Origin of the sequence: Xanthomonas sp. WCS2018Noco2-27, from assembly GCF_031843525.1 — a bacterium.
Taxonomy (GTDB): Bacteria; Pseudomonadota; Gammaproteobacteria; order Xanthomonadales; family Xanthomonadaceae; genus Xanthomonas.
This window is the reverse complement of the sequence record NZ_JAVTIK010000009.1, coordinates 1-16,493: the sequence shown is the minus strand read 5'-3', so window position 1 is coordinate 16,493 and position 16,493 is coordinate 1. Positions and strand designations below refer to the sequence as shown.

Sequence of the window (16,493 nt, the reverse complement as noted above, 5' to 3'; positions counted from 1 at the left end):
CACGCGGCCCGCGGGCAGCAACACGTGTCAGGCGGGTTGTGCGTCCCGTTCCGCCTGGAGCTGCTGCACCGCCTGCCTTGCCGAGCGGGTCAGCGGCGTGGGTAGCGCATCCAGGGCAAACCAGCCGATATCCAGCAGCACCTGCGGTTCGCGCAGTTCGGCGGTCTCACTGCCTTCGATCGCGGCCAGATACACCGGCGCCACCCAATGCTGCGGCGGGTCCATGTCCGGCTCGAAGTGGCTGACCACGCACAGCACGCGCTGCGGATGCACCTGCAGGCCGGTTTCTTCCAGCACTTCGCGCACTACCGTGGCTTCCACCGTTTCCATCCAGTCCACCTTGCCGCCGGGCAGTCCCCAATGCCCCTGCTCGGGCGCTCGCCCGCGCAACACCAGCAGCAAGTGGCCATCGGCGCGTTGGATGAAGGCACCGCAACCAACGCGGGCACGCAGATCGGAATGGGGCATGAGCTGTCTCGTGAGCGGGCTGGCAATTGTCCCAGATGTGGCCGTACGGGTAACGCGTCACGCGCAGGTTGGCATTGTTCCGGCGTGGGTGACGTCCCCGTCCACCGCTCACGTCTTCCAGGTACAGCTCACCTGCATCGCGCCTGGGCGTCAGCGCGTGCCTTGCCGCGCAGCGCCACCGCCGCCTGACACTGGGCGCAACGTCCCTCGCACGCGCTAGTGGCCAGGAACCGCTGCGCGCGCGCCGGCCGCAAATCCGTGGGTGCGTGCTGACCATGCAATCGCCCATCCGATTGCCAGCAACACTGCCATGGCGGTCGGAAAGCTCTGCGCTCCCCAATGCTCCAGCAGCACGCCGCCCAACACGCCACCGCCGGCGATGACGCTGTTCCAGGCCACGACATTAAGCGACAGCGCGACATCGGCGCCGTCGCCTGCGCTATCGGCAAGCGCGGTTTGCAACAGGGTCGCCGCACCGCCGAAGGTCAGCCCCCAGACCGCGATGCACGCATACACGACCGGCTGCACTCCCTGCAACAAGGCCAGCACCACCGACACCCCAAAGAACGTCGCCAACGACACCAGCACGGTGCGGCGCAGATGCTGTTCCACCAACTTGCCGGCGATACCGATGCCCACCAGGGCCGCCATGCCGAAGGTCAGCAGCAGCACGTCCACGCGATGGCCCAGGCCTGCACGTGCCGCGAACGGTGCCACGTAGGTGTAGAGAATGTTGTGCGCCAGCATCCAGGCCATCACCGTGGCAAGCACCGGGCGGACGCCGGGCGTGCCGAGCACCTTGCGCAACGGCACCCGCTGCGTTGCAGTCTGGCCGGGGTAGTCCGGCACCTTGAGCAACACCCAGACGATCAGCGCGACCGTCAGTGCCGACATGGCCGCGAACGCGGTGCGCCAGCCGATCAGCCCGCCCATCCAGGTTCCCAGCGGCACGCCGAGCGACAGCGCAATCGGCGTGCCCACCATCGCAATCGCCATGGCCTTGCCTTGCTGTTCCGGTTGAACCATGCGCCGGGCGTACCCGGCAAGCAGGCTCCACGCCAGGCCCGCCGCTGCGCCAGCGAAGAACCGTGCCACCAGGGTCAGACCATAGTGGGTGGATAGTGCGGTGACGGAGTTGAACACCAGGAAGCCGACGATGGTGAGCAACAGGACGCGACGACGACGCCAGTGCTGGGTGGCGATGGTCAACGGGATCGCCGCCAGCAGCGAGCCCACCGCATAGGCGGTCACGGTCTGCCCGGCGAGCGCGGGGGTCACTGCCAAGCCGTCGGAGATCTGCGGCAGCAAGCCAGCCGGCAGCGTTTCGGTCACGATGCAGATGAAGCCGGTCATGGCCAAGGCCAGCAGCGCGGCGATGGGTAGCGGAGCAGCACCGGCAGGTGCCGGCGAGGCAGTGGAAGAAGTCACAAGATGTCCTTGGTCATGAGCAATGAAATTCTTTATTTATGTATCGATCGATACATATCTGAGAAAAAAAAGAGACCCGCTGCGCAGGCCTGTCGACATTTGTCGTCTCGCGACGTCGCAAGATATGTATCGATAGATATAAATCTAGGTCGGTAGTCCTCGGTTGTCAATGACATATGTATCGAATAGTATTTATCTAAGCGGCGGAGCGCGTTATGGCACAGATGGGCAGACCACGGACCTTCGATCGGGATGTCGCGGTGGAGGAAGCACTGCATTTGTTCTGGGAACAGGGTTACGAGTCGACGTCGCTAAGCCAGCTCAAGGCTGCGATCGGCGGCGGGATCACCGCGCCCAGCTTTTATGCAGCCTTCGGTTCCAAGGAAGCGCTCTACAAAAAATGCATGGAGCGCTATCTGACGACTTACGCGCAGGTCACGCATTGTTTGTGGGATGCGTCGCTTGCGCCAAGACAGGCGCTGGAACTTGCGCTGCGGCGCTCGGCCAAGATGCAGTGCGAACGCGGGCATCCAAAGGGCTGCATGGTTGCCTTAGGGGTCATGAGCGCACCCTCCCCGGAACTGGCTGCGATCTCGACCCCGCTGACGCGGTCGCGCGCGCGGACACGTGCGGGCATCCGCGCCTGCGTGGAGCGGGCAATTGCCAGCGGAGAATTGGCAGCCGACCTCGATGCAGCCGTATTGACCTGCGTCTTCGACAGCTTCCTGCTTGGGCTTTCCACGCTTGCCAGGGATGGCGTGGGCTTCAAGCTGATGGATGCAGCCATCGCGCAGGTGCTGCAGCTGTGGGATCACAACAGCGCTGGATAGCCGATGTCTGGCATTCGTTCGGTGCGGCAGCGCGCATGCATCGCCCGCCGCGCCGCGTCCACGGCAGCGACAACACGTATCGCTTGATGGCGGCTCCCATCAGAGAACGGTGACACCGCATGGCGAGCGCTCATCAGCTTGGGATGGACGGTGTCGTGCCCCGGCAGTGCTGCGCTCTGCTCACTGCCTCTGGTCGCTGACAGCGTTCTTCGTACCTGCAAACCTTGCCCGCTCGATCCATCGGAAGACTCGCATACCTCTGCGCTGACATCGTCTTAGCGTCGCATTGGCGAGGATGATCGCCCTCGGCGCTGTGTCGGCGCGCATCGGTTGGAGTTGTGCATGTCTCGTATCCTCGTCATCGGTGGCCACGGCAAGGTGGCACGTTTACTCACCCCACTGCTGTTGACCAGCGGGCACCACGTCACCGCGCTGTTCCGCAATCCCGAGCACGAAGGCGATGTGATTGCCGATGGCGCCACGCCGGTGGTGTTCGACATCGAACACGCCGACACCGACGCCATCGCCGCGCAGCTGGCCGGCCACGATGCGGTGGTGTGGTCGGCCGGTGCCGGTGGCGGCGATGCCGCGCGCACCTATGCGGTGGACCGCGATGCAGCCATCCGTTCGATGCATGCGGCCGAACAGGCCCGCGTGCGCCGCTACGTCATGGTGTCGTATCTCGGCGCCGGGCTGGAACACGGCATCGGCCCGGATGACGGGTTCTTTGCCTACGCGCAGGCCAAGGCCGCGGCCGACGCGCATCTGCGCAGCACCCATCTGGACTGGACCGTGCTTGGCCCCGGCCGGCTGACGCTTGATCCGCCATCGGGCCGCATCACTCGCGACCCGGGCAGCGATGCCGACGGCGGCGTCTCGCGTGCCAACGTGGCTCAGGTGATCGCCGCGGCACTGGCAACGCCGGCCACCATCGGCAAGACCGTGGGCTTTATCGACGGGCAGACCCCGATCCAGGACGCCTTGGCGCAGCTGGACTGAACGCCAGGCCTGTCGCAACCCGCTGTACGGGCGCAACACGACCAGGCCTAACGTTTTCCTAAACCCGGCCTCGGCATAGTCGCGGGCGCACCCCACTGTGGAGTCCGCTGATGTCTGCGCCCCTAGCCCCGCGCCGTGCCGGCATCCTGCCGCCGTATCTGCTGGACCATATGGCACAGGCGGCGCCCGAACATGCACGCCATTGCGCGCAACTGTCCCGCCAGATCACCGCCCACCTGCGCCAGCAGCGCGCGCGTGGGCTGCTGGCACGCGGACAGGCCCTCGCAGCGGATGCCGCACCGGCCATGCAAGCGGTGCGGCGGCGCATCTACGATGCGCAACAGGGCACCGCATTGCCGGGCATCCTGGTCCGCGACGAGGGCGCTGCGGCCACCGATGATGTGGCAGTGACCGAGGCCTACGATTCTCTCGGTGCCACGCACGAGTTCTTCCAGACCGTCTACGGGCGCAATTCCATCGATGGCGCAGGCATGCCGTTGATCGGCAGCGTGCATTACGAGCGTAGCTACGACAACGCGTTCTGGGATGGCGAGCAGATGGTGTTCGGCGATGGCGATGGCGAGGTCTTCAACCGCTTCACCATCGCCATCGATGTGGTGGGCCATGAGCTCGCTCACGGCGTCACCGAACGCACCGCCAACCTGATCTACCAGGGGCAATCGGGCGCATTGAACGAATCGGTGTCGGATGTGTTCGGGGTGCTGATCAAGCAGTACACGTTGCACCAAACCGCAAGCGAGGCCGACTGGATCATCGGCGCAGGCCTGCTGATGCCTGGCATCAACGGAGTGGGCCTGCGCTCGATGCGGGCGCCCGGCAGCGCGTACGATGACCCTGCACTGGGAAAAGACCCGCAACCGGCCACGATGGCCGACTACGTCAACACACAGGAGGACAATGGCGGCGTGCACTACAACTCCGGCATCCCCAATCACGCGTTCTATCGCGCTGCGGTCGCGATCGGTGGCGCTGCGTGGGAGACAACCGGCCGCATCTGGTACCGCACGCTCACCGGTGGCGAACTCGCCGCAACTGCGGATTTCGCCACCTTTGCCGCACGCACCGTCACTGTCGCCAGCACCGATTACGGCGCTGACAGCGCAGAGACACGCGCAGTGCAACAGGCCTGGCGCGACGTAGGCGTCCTCGCATGAGTCCACAGCGGCCGCCGGTGGAGTTGGGCGTGACGCTACGTCTTGCACGCGAGGGCGGCGTGGCGGCATTCCCGGCCATGCGCCGCGAGCGGCAACTGCCAATGGATGCGTTGGACGATGCGCAGCGGCTGCGCCTGCGCGCGTTGCTGGACCAATGCCTGGTGCATGCGTTGCCGCGCCCGCAGGCTGGTGGCGGCGACCGGCGCTATTTCAGCATCGCCTGGGACGGTGCCAGCGAACCGTTGCGCATTCCCGAAGAACACGCGCCGGCCGAAATCGTGCGGCTGTGGAAGCAGGGCACGCTGTAGCGCGCGGTGTGCTGCACTGAGCGTGCGCTTGGTGCACCGCGCGCGTGCACATACCGCGCAAACGAAGACACCGTGCAGTGCACGGTGTCTGTCGAAGGTGGTCCAACTGCGGATGCCTGCACCCTTTAAGCTGCCTAGATGCTCTAGAACTGCACAGCTGGTGACGCATGGTGGGGATCGGTGCGTTAGCGCAACGTGCAGCGTAGGGGTCAGCTTGAAGACACGCCCATCATTGCTGCATTGCAGCCATCGCTGCCGACCCCACTCCACACCCTTGCAGCAGCTGACACTGCGCACTGTGTGCACGCCCGCCTGCTGTTGCGCACCCCAACAACACGATGCACGCGTGATCACTGCCGGCGCGCAACGCCGGGTGCGCCGACGCTGCCACGCGCACTCGGATACGGCGCGCTCAGTGCTCCGTCTGCGCTTCTACCAGATGCGCCAGCAGCGTCAGCGAGTCCTGCCATCCCAGGTAGCAGGCATACAACGGAATCTGCTCGGGGATGCCGTCCTGCACGATGTGCACATCGGTGCCACAGGGCAGCGCGTGCAGCTGCACGGTGGTCAACATGGTGCCCGGCAACGCCGGGTCGTCGAACACGTCGTTGTAGCGCAGCAAGGCGCTGGGCTGCAGCTCCAGGTACGTCCCGCCAAACGCATGGCGCTGACCATTGGCGAAGTTGGTAAACGCCATCCGGAAGGTACCGCCCACCTGGGCATCCAGATGCTCGACGGTGCCGGTGAAGCCGGCAGGCGGCAGCCACTTGACCAGCGCATCGGCATCGAGGAAGGCGCGGTAGATGCGCTCGGGGCTGGCACGTAAGACGCGGTGGAGCGTAACGGTGGACATAGGACACCCGCTTGGCTGGCAAAGGACGTCCATCATGCTACCGGTCGATGACGCTGGAGTGCAGCTGCAGCGCTGGTGGGCGCGGCGGCATCGCAGCATGCGCAGCGTGACGCGCCATGGCCGCGGATACATCGGTATGGCGGGTCGTTGCAGCCTGCCACGCCGCGCTTCTTCCCGGGCGCCTGCGGTCACGCGCTGCGCCCATCACTGCACGCGACATTGCCGCCGCGCCCGCCATCGCCGATAGTCGCGGCATTCATCAGACAACGACCTATGATGCTCGCGATTGTGTTGCTGCTTATTGCCGGACTTGTCGCTGTGGCGATGATTGTCGGTGCCATCGTGTGGTGGATGCGCATGCGCCAGCACGCGCCCGAGCCCACTGCTCCGGCAGCCGGTAGTTCCGCTGCGCCCGATGCGCCGGCCGCGCGAACCTCGGTCGCACCGGCACCGATCGCGATGGACGAGCAAGCGCCGCCGCAGCCAACGCCCGCCGCAGCGCAGCCCTTGCAGGCCGAGCCGCCGCCGATGCGTCCGCTCTTGCGCCGCATGTATGCCGCCGTGATGGCCAACCCGTCGCTTGCCGACGGCAGCCTGCCCAGCGACCCCGCACAGGTCGCCGTGCTGGAAGTGGCGACCGCCGCGCTCGACCATGTCGACCTGCGCCCGCAGCTGTTGCCACGTCGCCCGCATTTGCTGCCGCAGCTGATGCGCGCGGTCAACGACCCGGACGCGTCCGGGCGCGGTATCGCCGCCATCATCGCGCAAGACCCTGCGCTGTCGGCCAACCTGCTGCGCATCGCCAACAGTGCACTGTACCGCCCGCAAGGCGCTCCGCTCGAAAGCCTGGAGCGCGCGGTGGTGCACATCGGCACCGAGGGCGTGCGCCAGATCGTTGCCGCGGCGGTGATGCAACCGGTGCTGAGCCTGGATGGCGGCCTGCACTCGCGGCTGCCCGCGGCGGTGTGGGACTACGCGCTGCGCACTGCCACCGCAGCGGCCGCCTATATGCGCGAGCGCGGCGGCGACACCTTGTCGGCGCAGTTGGCCGGCCTGCTGCAGGGGCTGGGCGCGGTGGTGATCCTGCGCGTGCTGCGCGACGCCTATGCCGAACGCCCCGGCCTGCCCTACAGCCTGGAAGTGGCTGCCGCCCTGGTCGAACGCCATACCGCCGCAGTGGCCAAGACCATCGCCACCACCTGGGAGTTGCCGGCGGTGCTGGGGACCGCACTGGACGAACAGCGTCCCGAGCACGACACCACCTTGCTGGCCACCAGCCTGGGGCGCGCCCTGCGCTACGGCCGCCTGGCCGCCGCGCTGGCCATGCTGGCCCGCTGTGGTGCCGAGCAGGAGGACCACGCCCTCAGCGTGCTTGCCACGCTGGAACCGGATGAAGACGCCAACGCGGCGTTGTGGCAGCGGCTGGTGGCTGCCAGCGTGGAGTAGATCGGCAGCTGCCTGCCGTTGGCTAGCGCATCGCGTGCATTGGCCGTCATCCGCGCAAGCGTTGCGCTGCTGGCCTGCACCGCTGCGCCGACCGGCTGATCACGCCTCCAGGCCGGACGCATCTGCCGGACCCGCTCCCCGCTCCCCGCTCAACGCGCATGGCATTGGCGCGCAGCCACACGAACAACCTGATCAACTGATCGACCGGGCGGTCTGCCGCCGCACGCGACGCGCGGGAGCGATGTCGAGTCGATCACAACGCGTTGCACCGGCGCTGGCCAGCGCAGTTTCCGCTTCGCTCGCCACGCTATGGCTTCGCATCGCAGTCTCCGAGGCGGCCGGCAGTCTCCACAAGCTAAGCACCGGTCTGATCCGCTCGCTGCATCACGACCTTGGGATGACATGCCGGCTGCAACGCACGTGCGCAATGACCGTGCGCGGCGGGGTGCGTGTGATCGCCACACCCTTGCAGCGCCTCCCTCTGCCACAGGTGCACCATGTCCCAGCGCAATGCCGGTACCGTGCGACACCCGCTTGTCCTGCTGTTTGGTCTCTTGCTGGCTGTGCCGCTATGCGTTGGCGCGCAGCAGCAGGTGCAGGCGGCCAGTGCCAACACCCCGTATATCGATCGCATCGCCTATTCGGTCAAGGCCGATGCCGGGCTGGATGCCAGCGTCGCCAACGAGCGCTCTGCGTTGATGCATTACCTGTGGCGCGGCAAGCAGGACACCGTGGCCTACAGCGTACGCACCGGCCACCTGATTGCGCGCGACGCTGCCGGGCAACCGCAAGCGACCTTGTCGTATGTGGCCTACACCGCGCCGGCACGCAACGGCAAACCGCGGCCGCTGACGTTTTTCTACAACGGCGGTCCCGGCGCATCGGCATCGCTGTTGCATCTGGCCTCGTTCGCACCCAAGCGCATGGCCACCGCAGCGCCCAGCTTCGGCAGCTGGCCCAATTACCCGATGGTGGACAATGCAGAGAGCCTGATCGCCAGCACCGACATGGTGTTTATCGATCCGCCGGGTACCGGCCTGTCGCAGGCGATCTTGCCCAACACCAATGCCAGCTTCTGGGGCAGCGATGCCGATGTGCGGGTGATGCGCGACTTCATCCAGCGCTATGTACAGGTCAATCGCCGTGCCAATGCACCGCTGTATCTGTTCGGCGAATCCTATGGCACCACCCGCTCCGCCATGCTGGCGCTGGCGCTGGAATCGGCTGGGGTACGTTTGCGCGGCATCGTGCTGCAGTCGTCGATCCTGAACTACTACGCCGACACGATTGCGAGCGGTGGGCTGTATTACCCGGATTACGCAAAAGGCATGAAATACAGCGGCGACACCATCGGCGGCTATTTCCCCAGTTATGCCGCAGTTGCCGCGTATCACAAGCAGACCGAGGTCAGCGCAAGCGATGAGTTCTATGCGCTGCAGATGCGCGCGTTCGTCAGCGTGGTGCACGCGGAGTTTCAGCGCTATGGCCCCACCTGGGTGCTCAGTCAGTATGGGTTTCCAACCATCCTGGGCAAGCCGGTACAACCCGGTGCAGCGGTGCTGACGCGGTGGCGGCCACTGTCCGGGTTGACCACGCAGGCCTTGCAAGGCTACTTCTCGCTGGCCTCGTTCAATCAAGGCCTGCTGCCCGGCACTAGCATCGGCCGCTACGACGGGCGCGTCAGCCTACCCAACAGCGACGGGCGACTGAAGAACGATAACGACCCGTCCAACATCCTGATCGAGCGCCCCCTGGCCAACGCACTGGCCCAGCAGTTCCGCACCTATCTGGGGTATAGCGCGCCCAACGCGACCTACACCTCGCTCAACATGGACATCATCAACGTCTGGGACTTCCGCCATGCAGGCCGGCTGCTGCCAGATACCCTGCCAGACCTGCTCGGCGCGCTGCGCCTGAATCCGGCGCTCAAGGTCTTTGCGGTCAGCGGTTATCACGATCTTGCAACGCCGTTCTACAGCAACGAAAAACAACTGGCGCGGCTCCGCACTATTCGCAATCTCGATGCCGATGTGCAGGTGGCCACCTACGCGGGCGGCCACATGATCTATCTCGACGACAACTCGCGCCCCAAATTGCAGGCCGACCTCACCGCCTACTACGCCAACGCGCCGATCGCCGATGCCGTGCCGTTGGCCTTGCTGGATTCGCCATGGCCGGACAACCGCAACGTCAATGCCGCGACTGCTGCAACCGCAACGCCATGATCGCGCTCCGCTCATCCATCGCGAGGAACTCCTGATGCGCCTGCTCCGCTGCCTCCGTTACGCCACCGCCATGCTTGCCGTGGTGGCGACCACCGTCAGTGCGCAAGCGTTGCCGCCGCAACGCGTCGCGTCCATCACACCCAACGCCCGCCACGGAGGGATCGATGGCCCATTCATGCCCATCGCGCAGCTTGGCCTCGAAGCGGAGCGCACGGACAGCACCGGCGACACGCTGGAAGACCAGGCGCAACAGCGCATCACCAGCACGCTCGACGAGAGTGGTGCACTGGCGCATCGCGATGCGCTCACCAAGCAGCAGGCGCAAGCGCGCGGGCTGGGGTTTGTCGCCACGCACTTCGAGCAGATCGATCGCAGCGGCAGCGGTCGCGTCACACTGCAAGACGTCGAGGCGTACTTGCGCGATCAACGTCGCGACAAGTGATTCAGACCACTGCAGCCACCAGTGAACACCGCCTCTGTCATGGACGCATGGCTGCAGCAGGGTCGCGGCGCAGGCACTCGCCGCGCGAGCGAGCTCCTGCCCGCACACTCATCCCTGGCTGGAAATCAGTTCCTTCACCCGCGCGGTCAGCACGCTCACGCTGAAAGGTTTGGTCAGTACCGCCATGCCCGCTTCCAGGTGGCGGTCGTCCAGCAATGCGTTTTCGGCAAACCCGGTAATAAAGAGCACCTTGAGACCTGCACGGTGGGCGCGGCCGGCATCGGCCATCTGGCGGCCGTTCATGCCGCCCGGCAGGCCTACGTCGCTGATCAACAGATCGATGCGCGCGTCCGATTGCAGCAGGCCCAGGCCTGCCACGCTGTCGCCGGCTTCGATGACGGTGTAGCCCAACTCCTGCAGCACCTCGCCCAGCAGCAGACGGATGGACGGTTCGTCGTCGACGATCAGCACCGTCTCGCCGGCATCGGTGGGGGTAAGTTGCAGCGGGTGGGCATTGGCATCGGGCTGCGCTGCATCGCCCAGGTGACGCGGCAGATAGAGACACACACTGGAGCCCTTGCCCACTTCCGACTGGATCCGCACCTGCCCGCCGGATTGCTTGGCAAAGCCGTAGATCATCGACAGCCCCAGCCCGGTGCCTTCGCCTAGCGGCTTGGTGGTGAAGAACGGATCGAACGCGCGCGCCACCACGTCCGGCGGCATGCCGGTACCGGTGTCGCCGACGCAGAGCCACAGGTACGGGCCCTGCCGCATGCCCAGTTGCCGCGCCAGATCGTGGTCGATCCAGTGGTTGCCGGTCTCGATCCGCAGACAGCCGCCATTGGGCATGGCATCGCGTGCGTTGATGCACAAATTGAGCAAGGCATTTTCCAGCTGCGATGCGTCCACCAGCGCAGGCCACAGTGCGGCGTTGGGCGTGTACTCCACATGGATGCCCGGGCCCACCGTGCGCTGCACCAGCTCCAGGATATCGACGATCAACTGGCTGACATTGGTCGGCTTGGGCAATAAGGTCTGCCGCCGTGCAAACGCCAGCAAGCGGTGCGTCAAGGCCGATGCGCGGGTGGTGGCGCTCTGCGCGATGCCCAGATAGCGCGGCAGCTCGGGAAAACGCTGCTGCTCCATGCGCAGCGTCATCAACTCCAGTGCGCCGGAGATGCCGGCCAGCAGATTGTTGAAGTCGTGCGCCAGCCCGCCGGTGAGCTGACCCACCGCTTCCATCTTCTGCGATTGGCGCAGCGCTTCTTCGGCGACCATCAGCTCGCGCGTGCGCGCGGTGACGCGCTGTTCCAGCGTCTCGCTCAGCTCGCGCAATGCGGCCAACGCGCGGTCGCGCTCTTCGGACAAGGCGTGCCGCGCATCGATGTCCAGCAACACGCCCGGAAACCGCAGCGGCGTGCCGTCGGGCGCATGTTCGACGCGGCCATTGGCCTCCAGCCAGTAGTAATTGCCGTCGCGACGCTTGACCCGGTACTGGTGCGCATAGGCGCCGCCACGTGCAGTCGCTTCGCTGATCGCCGCGCGCAGGCCGTCGCGATCGTCCGGATGCACGGTGGCGATGACCTGCTCCAACGGCAGGCCGGTGCGACTGATGGACGGATCGAAACCGAACGTGTCGGCAAAGGCCTCGTCCACCGAAAACGCGTCGGTGGGCAGGTCCCAGATCCAGGTGCCGATGATGGCGCCGGCCGCCAGCGCCAGCTGCACGCGCTCGGCATTGCGGCGCGCGACGATCTCCGCTTCCAGCGCGCGATCGCGCTCGCTGGTGCGGCTCACCACTTCATGCACCAGATGCGTGTTCGCATTGCTCAGCATCGCGTTCTGAATCTCGCGATGGCGCTCGGCCGCCACTTGCGCGGTGGTTTCGATGGCGATGTTCAACAGCCCCACGATGCTGCCGTCTTCGCCGCGGATGGGCGAGGCGGTGGAATTCCAGTACGTGGTTTCGCGCACGCCGTTACGCACCATCGGCAACGAAACAACGCCCTGGCCGTAGCCGTCGCCGGTCCGCATCACCTGCGCAAAGTCCTCGGCGATGGGCGCATAGGTTTCGCCCCAGACCTCGGCCACCGGTTGCCCCAGTGCGTGCGGATGGCGGTCGCCCAACGATTGCAGGTAGACATCGTTGTAGAACAGGCGCAGTTGCGGCCCCCACAGCACCGCACCCAACAACTTGGCGTTGAGCATCATCGACAACGCCGAGCGCAGCGATTGCGGCCAGGTGTGCGGGTCGCCCAGCGGCGTGGCCGCCCAGTCGTGCGCACGGATCACCGCGCCCATGACGCCACCGCCGGAGAGGAATTCCAGACCGCTCGGCTCGATGGCGGGGTGCGCTGTGCTCACGTGGTGGCGGCCGTGCCTGGTTGGAAGTGGCCGCATTGTGGCATGCGCTTCTGCACGGAATGTGCAGTGCCTGCGCGGCGTCGGCCGGGTGAGGCGGCCGGTGTCTGCGGTGGCGCGGGCGCCGTGGTTGCCTGCGGTTCCCGCTGCGACATGGCGGCAGCTGACCAGGCCTGTCGGCCCCCACACCGCCCCGACGCGACAACCAAAAAACACCGAGCCATCCCTAGATGGCCCGGTGTCGAGCGAGTCGCGGCATCCATTGCCGGGAAGGGTTGCCCCTGCACCTTGCTCACGTCCTGCTCCTTGTCGACAGCGCCGGCTTGCGCACGGCGCCCTGCTGCAGGCCACGGTCCCCACCGTGGGCCTTCAACACAAGCGCTTATACCTCGATGATCGGGTCGGTGCGGCGGCCGATACGGCCAGCGCCAAACGCGATGCCGGCGCCCAGGATCAATAGCACCAAGGTGGTCCAGGCCGCGCGCGACACGCCACGGGCAGCCACGTCACCGGCCTCGCGGGCCTTCTGCTCGGCGGTGCGCTTGAGCGATGCGTACTGCGCCATGGCCTGCTGATAGGTCTGCGCGTAGTTGTCGGCAATCTGCTCAGCCTGCGCGCGCGGCTTGCCGGTGCGGGCCATGATCAGGTTGACCAGGGCATCGCGGTCGGCGGCATCAATGGCCGGCTTGGCCTGGGCACGCACCCGGTCGAACCAGGCGGCAAAAGCGTCCGGTGCGGCCTGCGGGGTCTGCGCCGCGTTGCTGGCAGTGGCCTTGCCGTCGGTGGTGGCACCTTCGGCCTGGTCCTTCAAGCGCTCGGGGTTGAGCTCGGCCTTGCCGGTCTGGCGCAGCACCGTTTCCAGCTGGCCGCGCAGGTCGCCCCATTCCAGGTCGATGCCCTGTTTCTTGAGTTCATCCTGCACGCCGTTACCCAGCGTCGGTGCGGCGGCGGCAATGCCCTGACCGGTCAGCGACAGGCCCTTGCCGACCACGCCGGACACCGCGCCCACCGCACTGCTGGCCAGCGCGGCCACCAGCCAGAGGGTCACCAGCGAGGTCACCGCCCAGCTCAGCAGGCCGTGCGTGCCGCCACGAGAGGTAGCAAGCCGGCCGGCGACAAATGCGCCCACCGCCATCGAAATCAGGGTGCTCACGCCCAGCCAGATGCCGGCGCCGGTGCCCAGCCCGCTGACCGGGTTGACCTCGCGCAGCGGGTCGATGGTGGACGCGCCGATCGCGGTGCCCAGCACGCTTAGGGTCAGATAGGTCACCAGCGCGACGGTGCAGCCGGCGAGCACGGCGCCCCACGACATCTTTGGAGCGTAGGAAGGACGGATAACCTGTGCCATGGAGTGGCCTCGTTACAGTGGAAAAGTGCGGCTAGTGTGGAAGTGACACCGGCTGGACGCCTGAGCCGAATGCACCAGTGCAGCTAGTGCATTCGCGTCAGGCAGCCGCTACCGTGAGCGCCCACTGTTGGTTTCTACCGCCATTGTTTGCCCGAGGGTCACCCATGTCGTCAGGCAGTGAAGCCGCATCCCCCAGCAGCCCGCCCAGTTCCACCAATCGCCGCCAGTTGCAGCAGATCATCACCGGCCTGAGCGAAGGGGTGATCCTGATCGAGCCGGATCAGACCATCACCTGGGCCAACGAGGCCGCGCTGGCCATGCATGGCGCCAGCGAACTCGCCGAACTCGGCGCCACCGTCAGCGATTACCGCACGCGCTTTCAGTTGCGCTATCGCAACAACCATCGCTTGAATGCCGGCAACTACCCCATCGACCGCGTGATTGCCGGCGAAGTGTTCAACGACGTGGTGGTGGAAGTGGTGCGCGAAGGCACCGATGCGCAATGGGTGCACCGCGTACGCAGCCTGGTGCTCACCGACGCGCAGGGCGAACCGGATTGCCTGGTGCTGATCGTGGCCGACGCCAGCGATTGGGCCAGCGCCGAACAACGCTTCGAGCGCACCTTCAACGCCAATCCTGCGCCGGCCTGTATCTGCCGGCTCGACGACAAGCGCTACATCAAGGCCAATCAGGGCTTTCTGGAAATGACCGGCTACACGCGCGAAGCGGTGGTGGGCAAGAGCGTGTTCGAAGTGGACGTGATGGAAATGGCCGACCGCCGCGAGCTGGGGCTGGAGCGGCTCAACGAAGGCGCCACCATCCCGCAGATGCAGGCCGAACTCAGCCTGCCCGATGGCACCACCAAGCTGGTGGTGGTGGCCGGCCAGCCGATCGAAATCGGCGAAGAAGCCTGCATGCTGTTTACCTTCATGGACCTGGAACCGCGCCGCCGCGCCGAAGTGGCGTTGCGTCAAAGCGAGGAGCGCTTTGCCAAGGCGTTTCGCATCACCCCGGTGCCCACCCTGATGTGCAATGCAGAAACCTTGCAGATCGTGGAAATCAACGACGCCGTCTCGCAGATCACCCAGTACGCCACCGAAGACATCGTCGGCAAACCCATCGAAGACATCGGCCTGTTTCCCAGCCGCCAGGCCTACCAACAGTTTCATCGTGCGCTAGCCGAGACCGGCAGCATGCTCAATGTCGAATACGCCATCGCGCGCAAGGACGGCGAGCAACTGGACTGCCTGGTCTCTGCAGAGACCGTGAGCATCCACGGTGTGCAGTGCTATCTGCTGTCGCTGATGGACATCACCGACCGCAAACGCACCGAGATGGAACTGGTCACCGCCATCGAAGCGGTGATGCAGGACGCTTCGTGGTTCAGTCAGAGCCTGCTGGAGAAACTGGCCAACGTGCGCCGCGCCAATCGGCCCAGCCAGACCAGCGGCTGCGGCATCGCCGAGCTCACCGACCGCGAGCGCGACGTGCTCGGGCACATCGCCGAAGGCCTGGCCGACAAGCAGATCGCGCAGGAACTGGGCGTCTCGCCCAATACCGTGCGCAATCACGTGGCGGCGTTGTATTCAAAGATCGACGTGCATAGCCGCGGTGAAGCGATTGTCTGGGCACGCGAGCGCGGCTTTGTCGGTCGCAGCGCCAAACCGGCAGCGCGCAAGAAGTAACTGCACACGTGGCGCGAATGCACTAAAGCATTTAGTGCATTCGCAACTGGGCCGGCCAAGCGCGAGCGCACATCATGCTCACACCGGCCCGGAGACACTGGCCGGGTTCCCCAAACTACGAGAAACGTCCCATGGATAAGAACCGTATCGAAGGTACCGCCAAGCAGATCAAGGGCTCGGTCAAGGAAGCCATCGGCCGTGTCACCGGCGACAAGAGCACCGAGCTGGAAGGCGCCGCCGAAAAGAATATCGGCAAGGTCCAGGCCAAGGCCGGTGAAGTGGCCGACAAGGTGCGTGACGCTTCGAAGTAAGCGTGGCGTGAGGGTTTGCGAGGTTGGAACAGTGCGAGAGTTGGCGCGATAAGTTGATGGTGCGACGAGTTGCAGGCGGTAGCCGAACAGCAAGTTGTCGACGCCTTGGGCCAAGTAGCAGTGTGGTTGTGCCAAGCAAGAGCTGAGGCTGTTCCAAGCAAGAGCTTAGTTGGCCGAATCGAGTAGCAACTTGATTGGCTGCATGAGATGTCTGGATGGATCATGTGTCTGGATCATCTGCTTGCTACGCCGGATTATCTGTTCGTGTCGACTCGCGCTACCCATTAACTCGCGTTTTGCAGCGTTAAAACGCTGGACACCCTCACCACCAAGCGCCAAACAAACAACGACGCCCCGACTAAATCGGGGCGTCGTTGTTTTTTTCGTGTCCAGTCAAAAACCAAATGACCTGACCAAGCGAAAACCAGCTAACGCACGCCCGGCAAGTCAACCAAAGCACGTACAGCCATTCCCTTCTCCCGTCGGGAGAAGGTGGCCCAAAGGGCCGGATGAGGGTACGGGCGAAGCCTGGTGCAACTGAACCACCAAGCATGGCCGTACCCTCACCCCAACCCCTCTCCCGCAGGGAGAGGGGCTAGTCAGCGCGTACATCC

Annotated in this window: 14 protein-coding genes; 9 read left to right on the top strand and 5 right to left on the bottom strand. The window is 65.5% G+C overall.

Annotation, left to right across the window (positions count from 1 at the left end):
* Positions 1-27: 27 nt before the first annotated feature.
* Complete coding sequence (locus RQH86_RS14840; protein WP_055852814.1) at positions 28-468, bottom strand: NUDIX domain-containing protein; 441 nt, start codon at positions 466-468, stop codon at positions 28-30.
* 216 nt (positions 469-684) lie between these two features.
* The gene (locus RQH86_RS14835) at positions 685-1,896 is read right to left on the bottom strand and encodes an MFS transporter (RefSeq protein ID WP_311238103.1); all 1,212 of its coding nucleotides are present in this window, start codon (positions 1,894-1,896) and stop codon (positions 685-687) included.
* A 215-nt stretch (positions 1,897-2,111) separates the two neighbouring features.
* Between RQH86_RS14835 and RQH86_RS14830 the strand changes: the two genes are divergently transcribed.
* The 4 genes from RQH86_RS14830 to RQH86_RS14815 all read left to right on the top strand — a co-directional run bounded on the left by RQH86_RS14830 (position 2,112) and on the right by RQH86_RS14815 (position 5,208).
* On the top strand, positions 2,112-2,726 hold the full coding sequence (locus RQH86_RS14830) for a TetR/AcrR family transcriptional regulator (protein WP_311238104.1): 615 nt from the start codon (positions 2,112-2,114) through the stop codon (positions 2,724-2,726).
* Positions 2,727-3,068: 342 nt separating this feature from the next.
* Positions 3,069-3,725, top strand: coding sequence for an SDR family oxidoreductase (locus tag RQH86_RS14825; RefSeq protein WP_311238105.1), 657 nt, complete (start codon positions 3,069-3,071; stop codon positions 3,723-3,725).
* Between the two features lie 110 nt (positions 3,726-3,835).
* A complete protein-coding gene (locus RQH86_RS14820) occupies positions 3,836-4,900 on the top strand; it encodes a M4 family metallopeptidase (RefSeq protein WP_311238106.1) in 1,065 nt (354 codons plus the stop codon).
* Positions 4,897-5,208, top strand: coding sequence for a protealysin inhibitor emfourin (locus RQH86_RS14815; RefSeq protein WP_311238107.1), 312 nt, complete (start codon positions 4,897-4,899; stop codon positions 5,206-5,208). The genes RQH86_RS14820 and RQH86_RS14815 overlap by 4 nt, the downstream gene beginning before the upstream one ends.
* Positions 5,209-5,620: 412 nt before the next feature.
* Here RQH86_RS14815 and RQH86_RS14810 read toward each other — a convergent pair whose 3' ends face one another.
* Positions 5,621-6,097, bottom strand: a complete 477-nt coding sequence (locus RQH86_RS14810) for an SRPBCC family protein (protein WP_238691690.1) — start codon at positions 6,095-6,097, stop codon at positions 5,621-5,623.
* A gap of 237 nt (positions 6,098-6,334) precedes the next feature.
* Here RQH86_RS14810 and RQH86_RS14805 point away from each other — a divergent pair, with 237 nt between their 5' ends.
* From RQH86_RS14805 to RQH86_RS14795, 3 genes are all read left to right on the top strand, one after another.
* Positions 6,335-7,507 carry an HDOD domain-containing protein gene (locus tag RQH86_RS14805; protein ID WP_311238108.1) on the top strand — a complete coding sequence of 391 codons (1,173 nt, stop codon included), beginning with the start codon at positions 6,335-6,337 and terminating at the stop codon, positions 7,505-7,507.
* Between the two features lie 497 nt (positions 7,508-8,004).
* Complete coding sequence (locus RQH86_RS14800) at positions 8,005-9,732, top strand: peptidase S10 (protein ID WP_311238109.1); 1,728 nt, start codon at positions 8,005-8,007, stop codon at positions 9,730-9,732.
* A gap of 34 nt (positions 9,733-9,766) precedes the next feature.
* A complete protein-coding gene (locus tag RQH86_RS14795) occupies positions 9,767-10,174 on the top strand; it encodes a 2-oxoglutarate dehydrogenase (protein WP_153066819.1) in 408 nt (135 codons plus the stop codon).
* A 108-nt stretch (positions 10,175-10,282) separates the two neighbouring features.
* Here RQH86_RS14795 and RQH86_RS14790 read toward each other — a convergent pair whose 3' ends face one another.
* Positions 10,283-12,574: an ATP-binding protein gene (locus tag RQH86_RS14790; protein WP_311238110.1), complete on the bottom strand. Its 2,292-nt coding sequence runs from the start codon at positions 12,572-12,574 to the stop codon at positions 10,283-10,285.
* Positions 12,575-12,917: 343 nt separating this feature from the next.
* Positions 12,918-13,883, bottom strand: coding sequence for a hypothetical protein (locus RQH86_RS14785; RefSeq protein WP_311238111.1), 966 nt, complete (start codon positions 13,881-13,883; stop codon positions 12,918-12,920).
* 164 nt (positions 13,884-14,047) lie between these two features.
* Here RQH86_RS14785 and RQH86_RS14780 point away from each other — a divergent pair, with 164 nt between their 5' ends.
* Entirely contained in the window at positions 14,048-15,568 is a 1,521-nt protein-coding gene (locus RQH86_RS14780; protein ID WP_311238112.1) for a helix-turn-helix transcriptional regulator, read from the top strand.
* 131 nt (positions 15,569-15,699) lie between these two features.
* Complete coding sequence (locus RQH86_RS14775; protein WP_115514837.1) at positions 15,700-15,879, top strand: CsbD family protein; 180 nt, start codon at positions 15,700-15,702, stop codon at positions 15,877-15,879.
* Positions 15,880-16,493: the final 614 nt, after the last annotated feature.

Bases quoted from the DNA above. Each gene is read 5' to 3' on its own strand.
- RQH86_RS14840 (WP_055852814.1), bottom strand. From the start codon at position 468: ATGCCCCATTCCGATCTGCGTGCCCGCGTTGGTTGCGGTGCCTTCATC.
- RQH86_RS14830 (WP_311238104.1), top strand. From the start codon at position 2,112: ATGGCACAGATGGGCAGACCACGGACCTTCGATCGGGATGTCGCGGTG.
- RQH86_RS14825 (WP_311238105.1), top strand. From the start codon at position 3,069: ATGTCTCGTATCCTCGTCATCGGTGGCCACGGCAAGGTGGCACGTTTA.
- RQH86_RS14820 (WP_311238106.1), top strand. From the start codon at position 3,836: ATGTCTGCGCCCCTAGCCCCGCGCCGTGCCGGCATCCTGCCGCCGTAT.
- RQH86_RS14815 (WP_311238107.1), top strand. From the start codon at position 4,897: ATGAGTCCACAGCGGCCGCCGGTGGAGTTGGGCGTGACGCTACGTCTT.
- RQH86_RS14810 (WP_238691690.1), bottom strand. From the start codon at position 6,097: ATGATGGACGTCCTTTGCCAGCCAAGCGGGTGTCCTATGTCCACCGTT.
- RQH86_RS14805 (WP_311238108.1), top strand. From the start codon at position 6,335: ATGATGCTCGCGATTGTGTTGCTGCTTATTGCCGGACTTGTCGCTGTG.
- RQH86_RS14800 (WP_311238109.1), top strand. From the start codon at position 8,005: ATGTCCCAGCGCAATGCCGGTACCGTGCGACACCCGCTTGTCCTGCTG.
- RQH86_RS14795 (WP_153066819.1), top strand. From the start codon at position 9,767: ATGCGCCTGCTCCGCTGCCTCCGTTACGCCACCGCCATGCTTGCCGTG.
- RQH86_RS14790 (WP_311238110.1), bottom strand. From the start codon at position 12,574: ATGCGGCCACTTCCAACCAGGCACGGCCGCCACCACGTGAGCACAGCG.
- RQH86_RS14785 (WP_311238111.1), bottom strand. From the start codon at position 13,883: ATGGCACAGGTTATCCGTCCTTCCTACGCTCCAAAGATGTCGTGGGGC.
- RQH86_RS14780 (WP_311238112.1), top strand. From the start codon at position 14,048: ATGTCGTCAGGCAGTGAAGCCGCATCCCCCAGCAGCCCGCCCAGTTCC.
- RQH86_RS14775 (WP_115514837.1), top strand. From the start codon at position 15,700: ATGGATAAGAACCGTATCGAAGGTACCGCCAAGCAGATCAAGGGCTCG.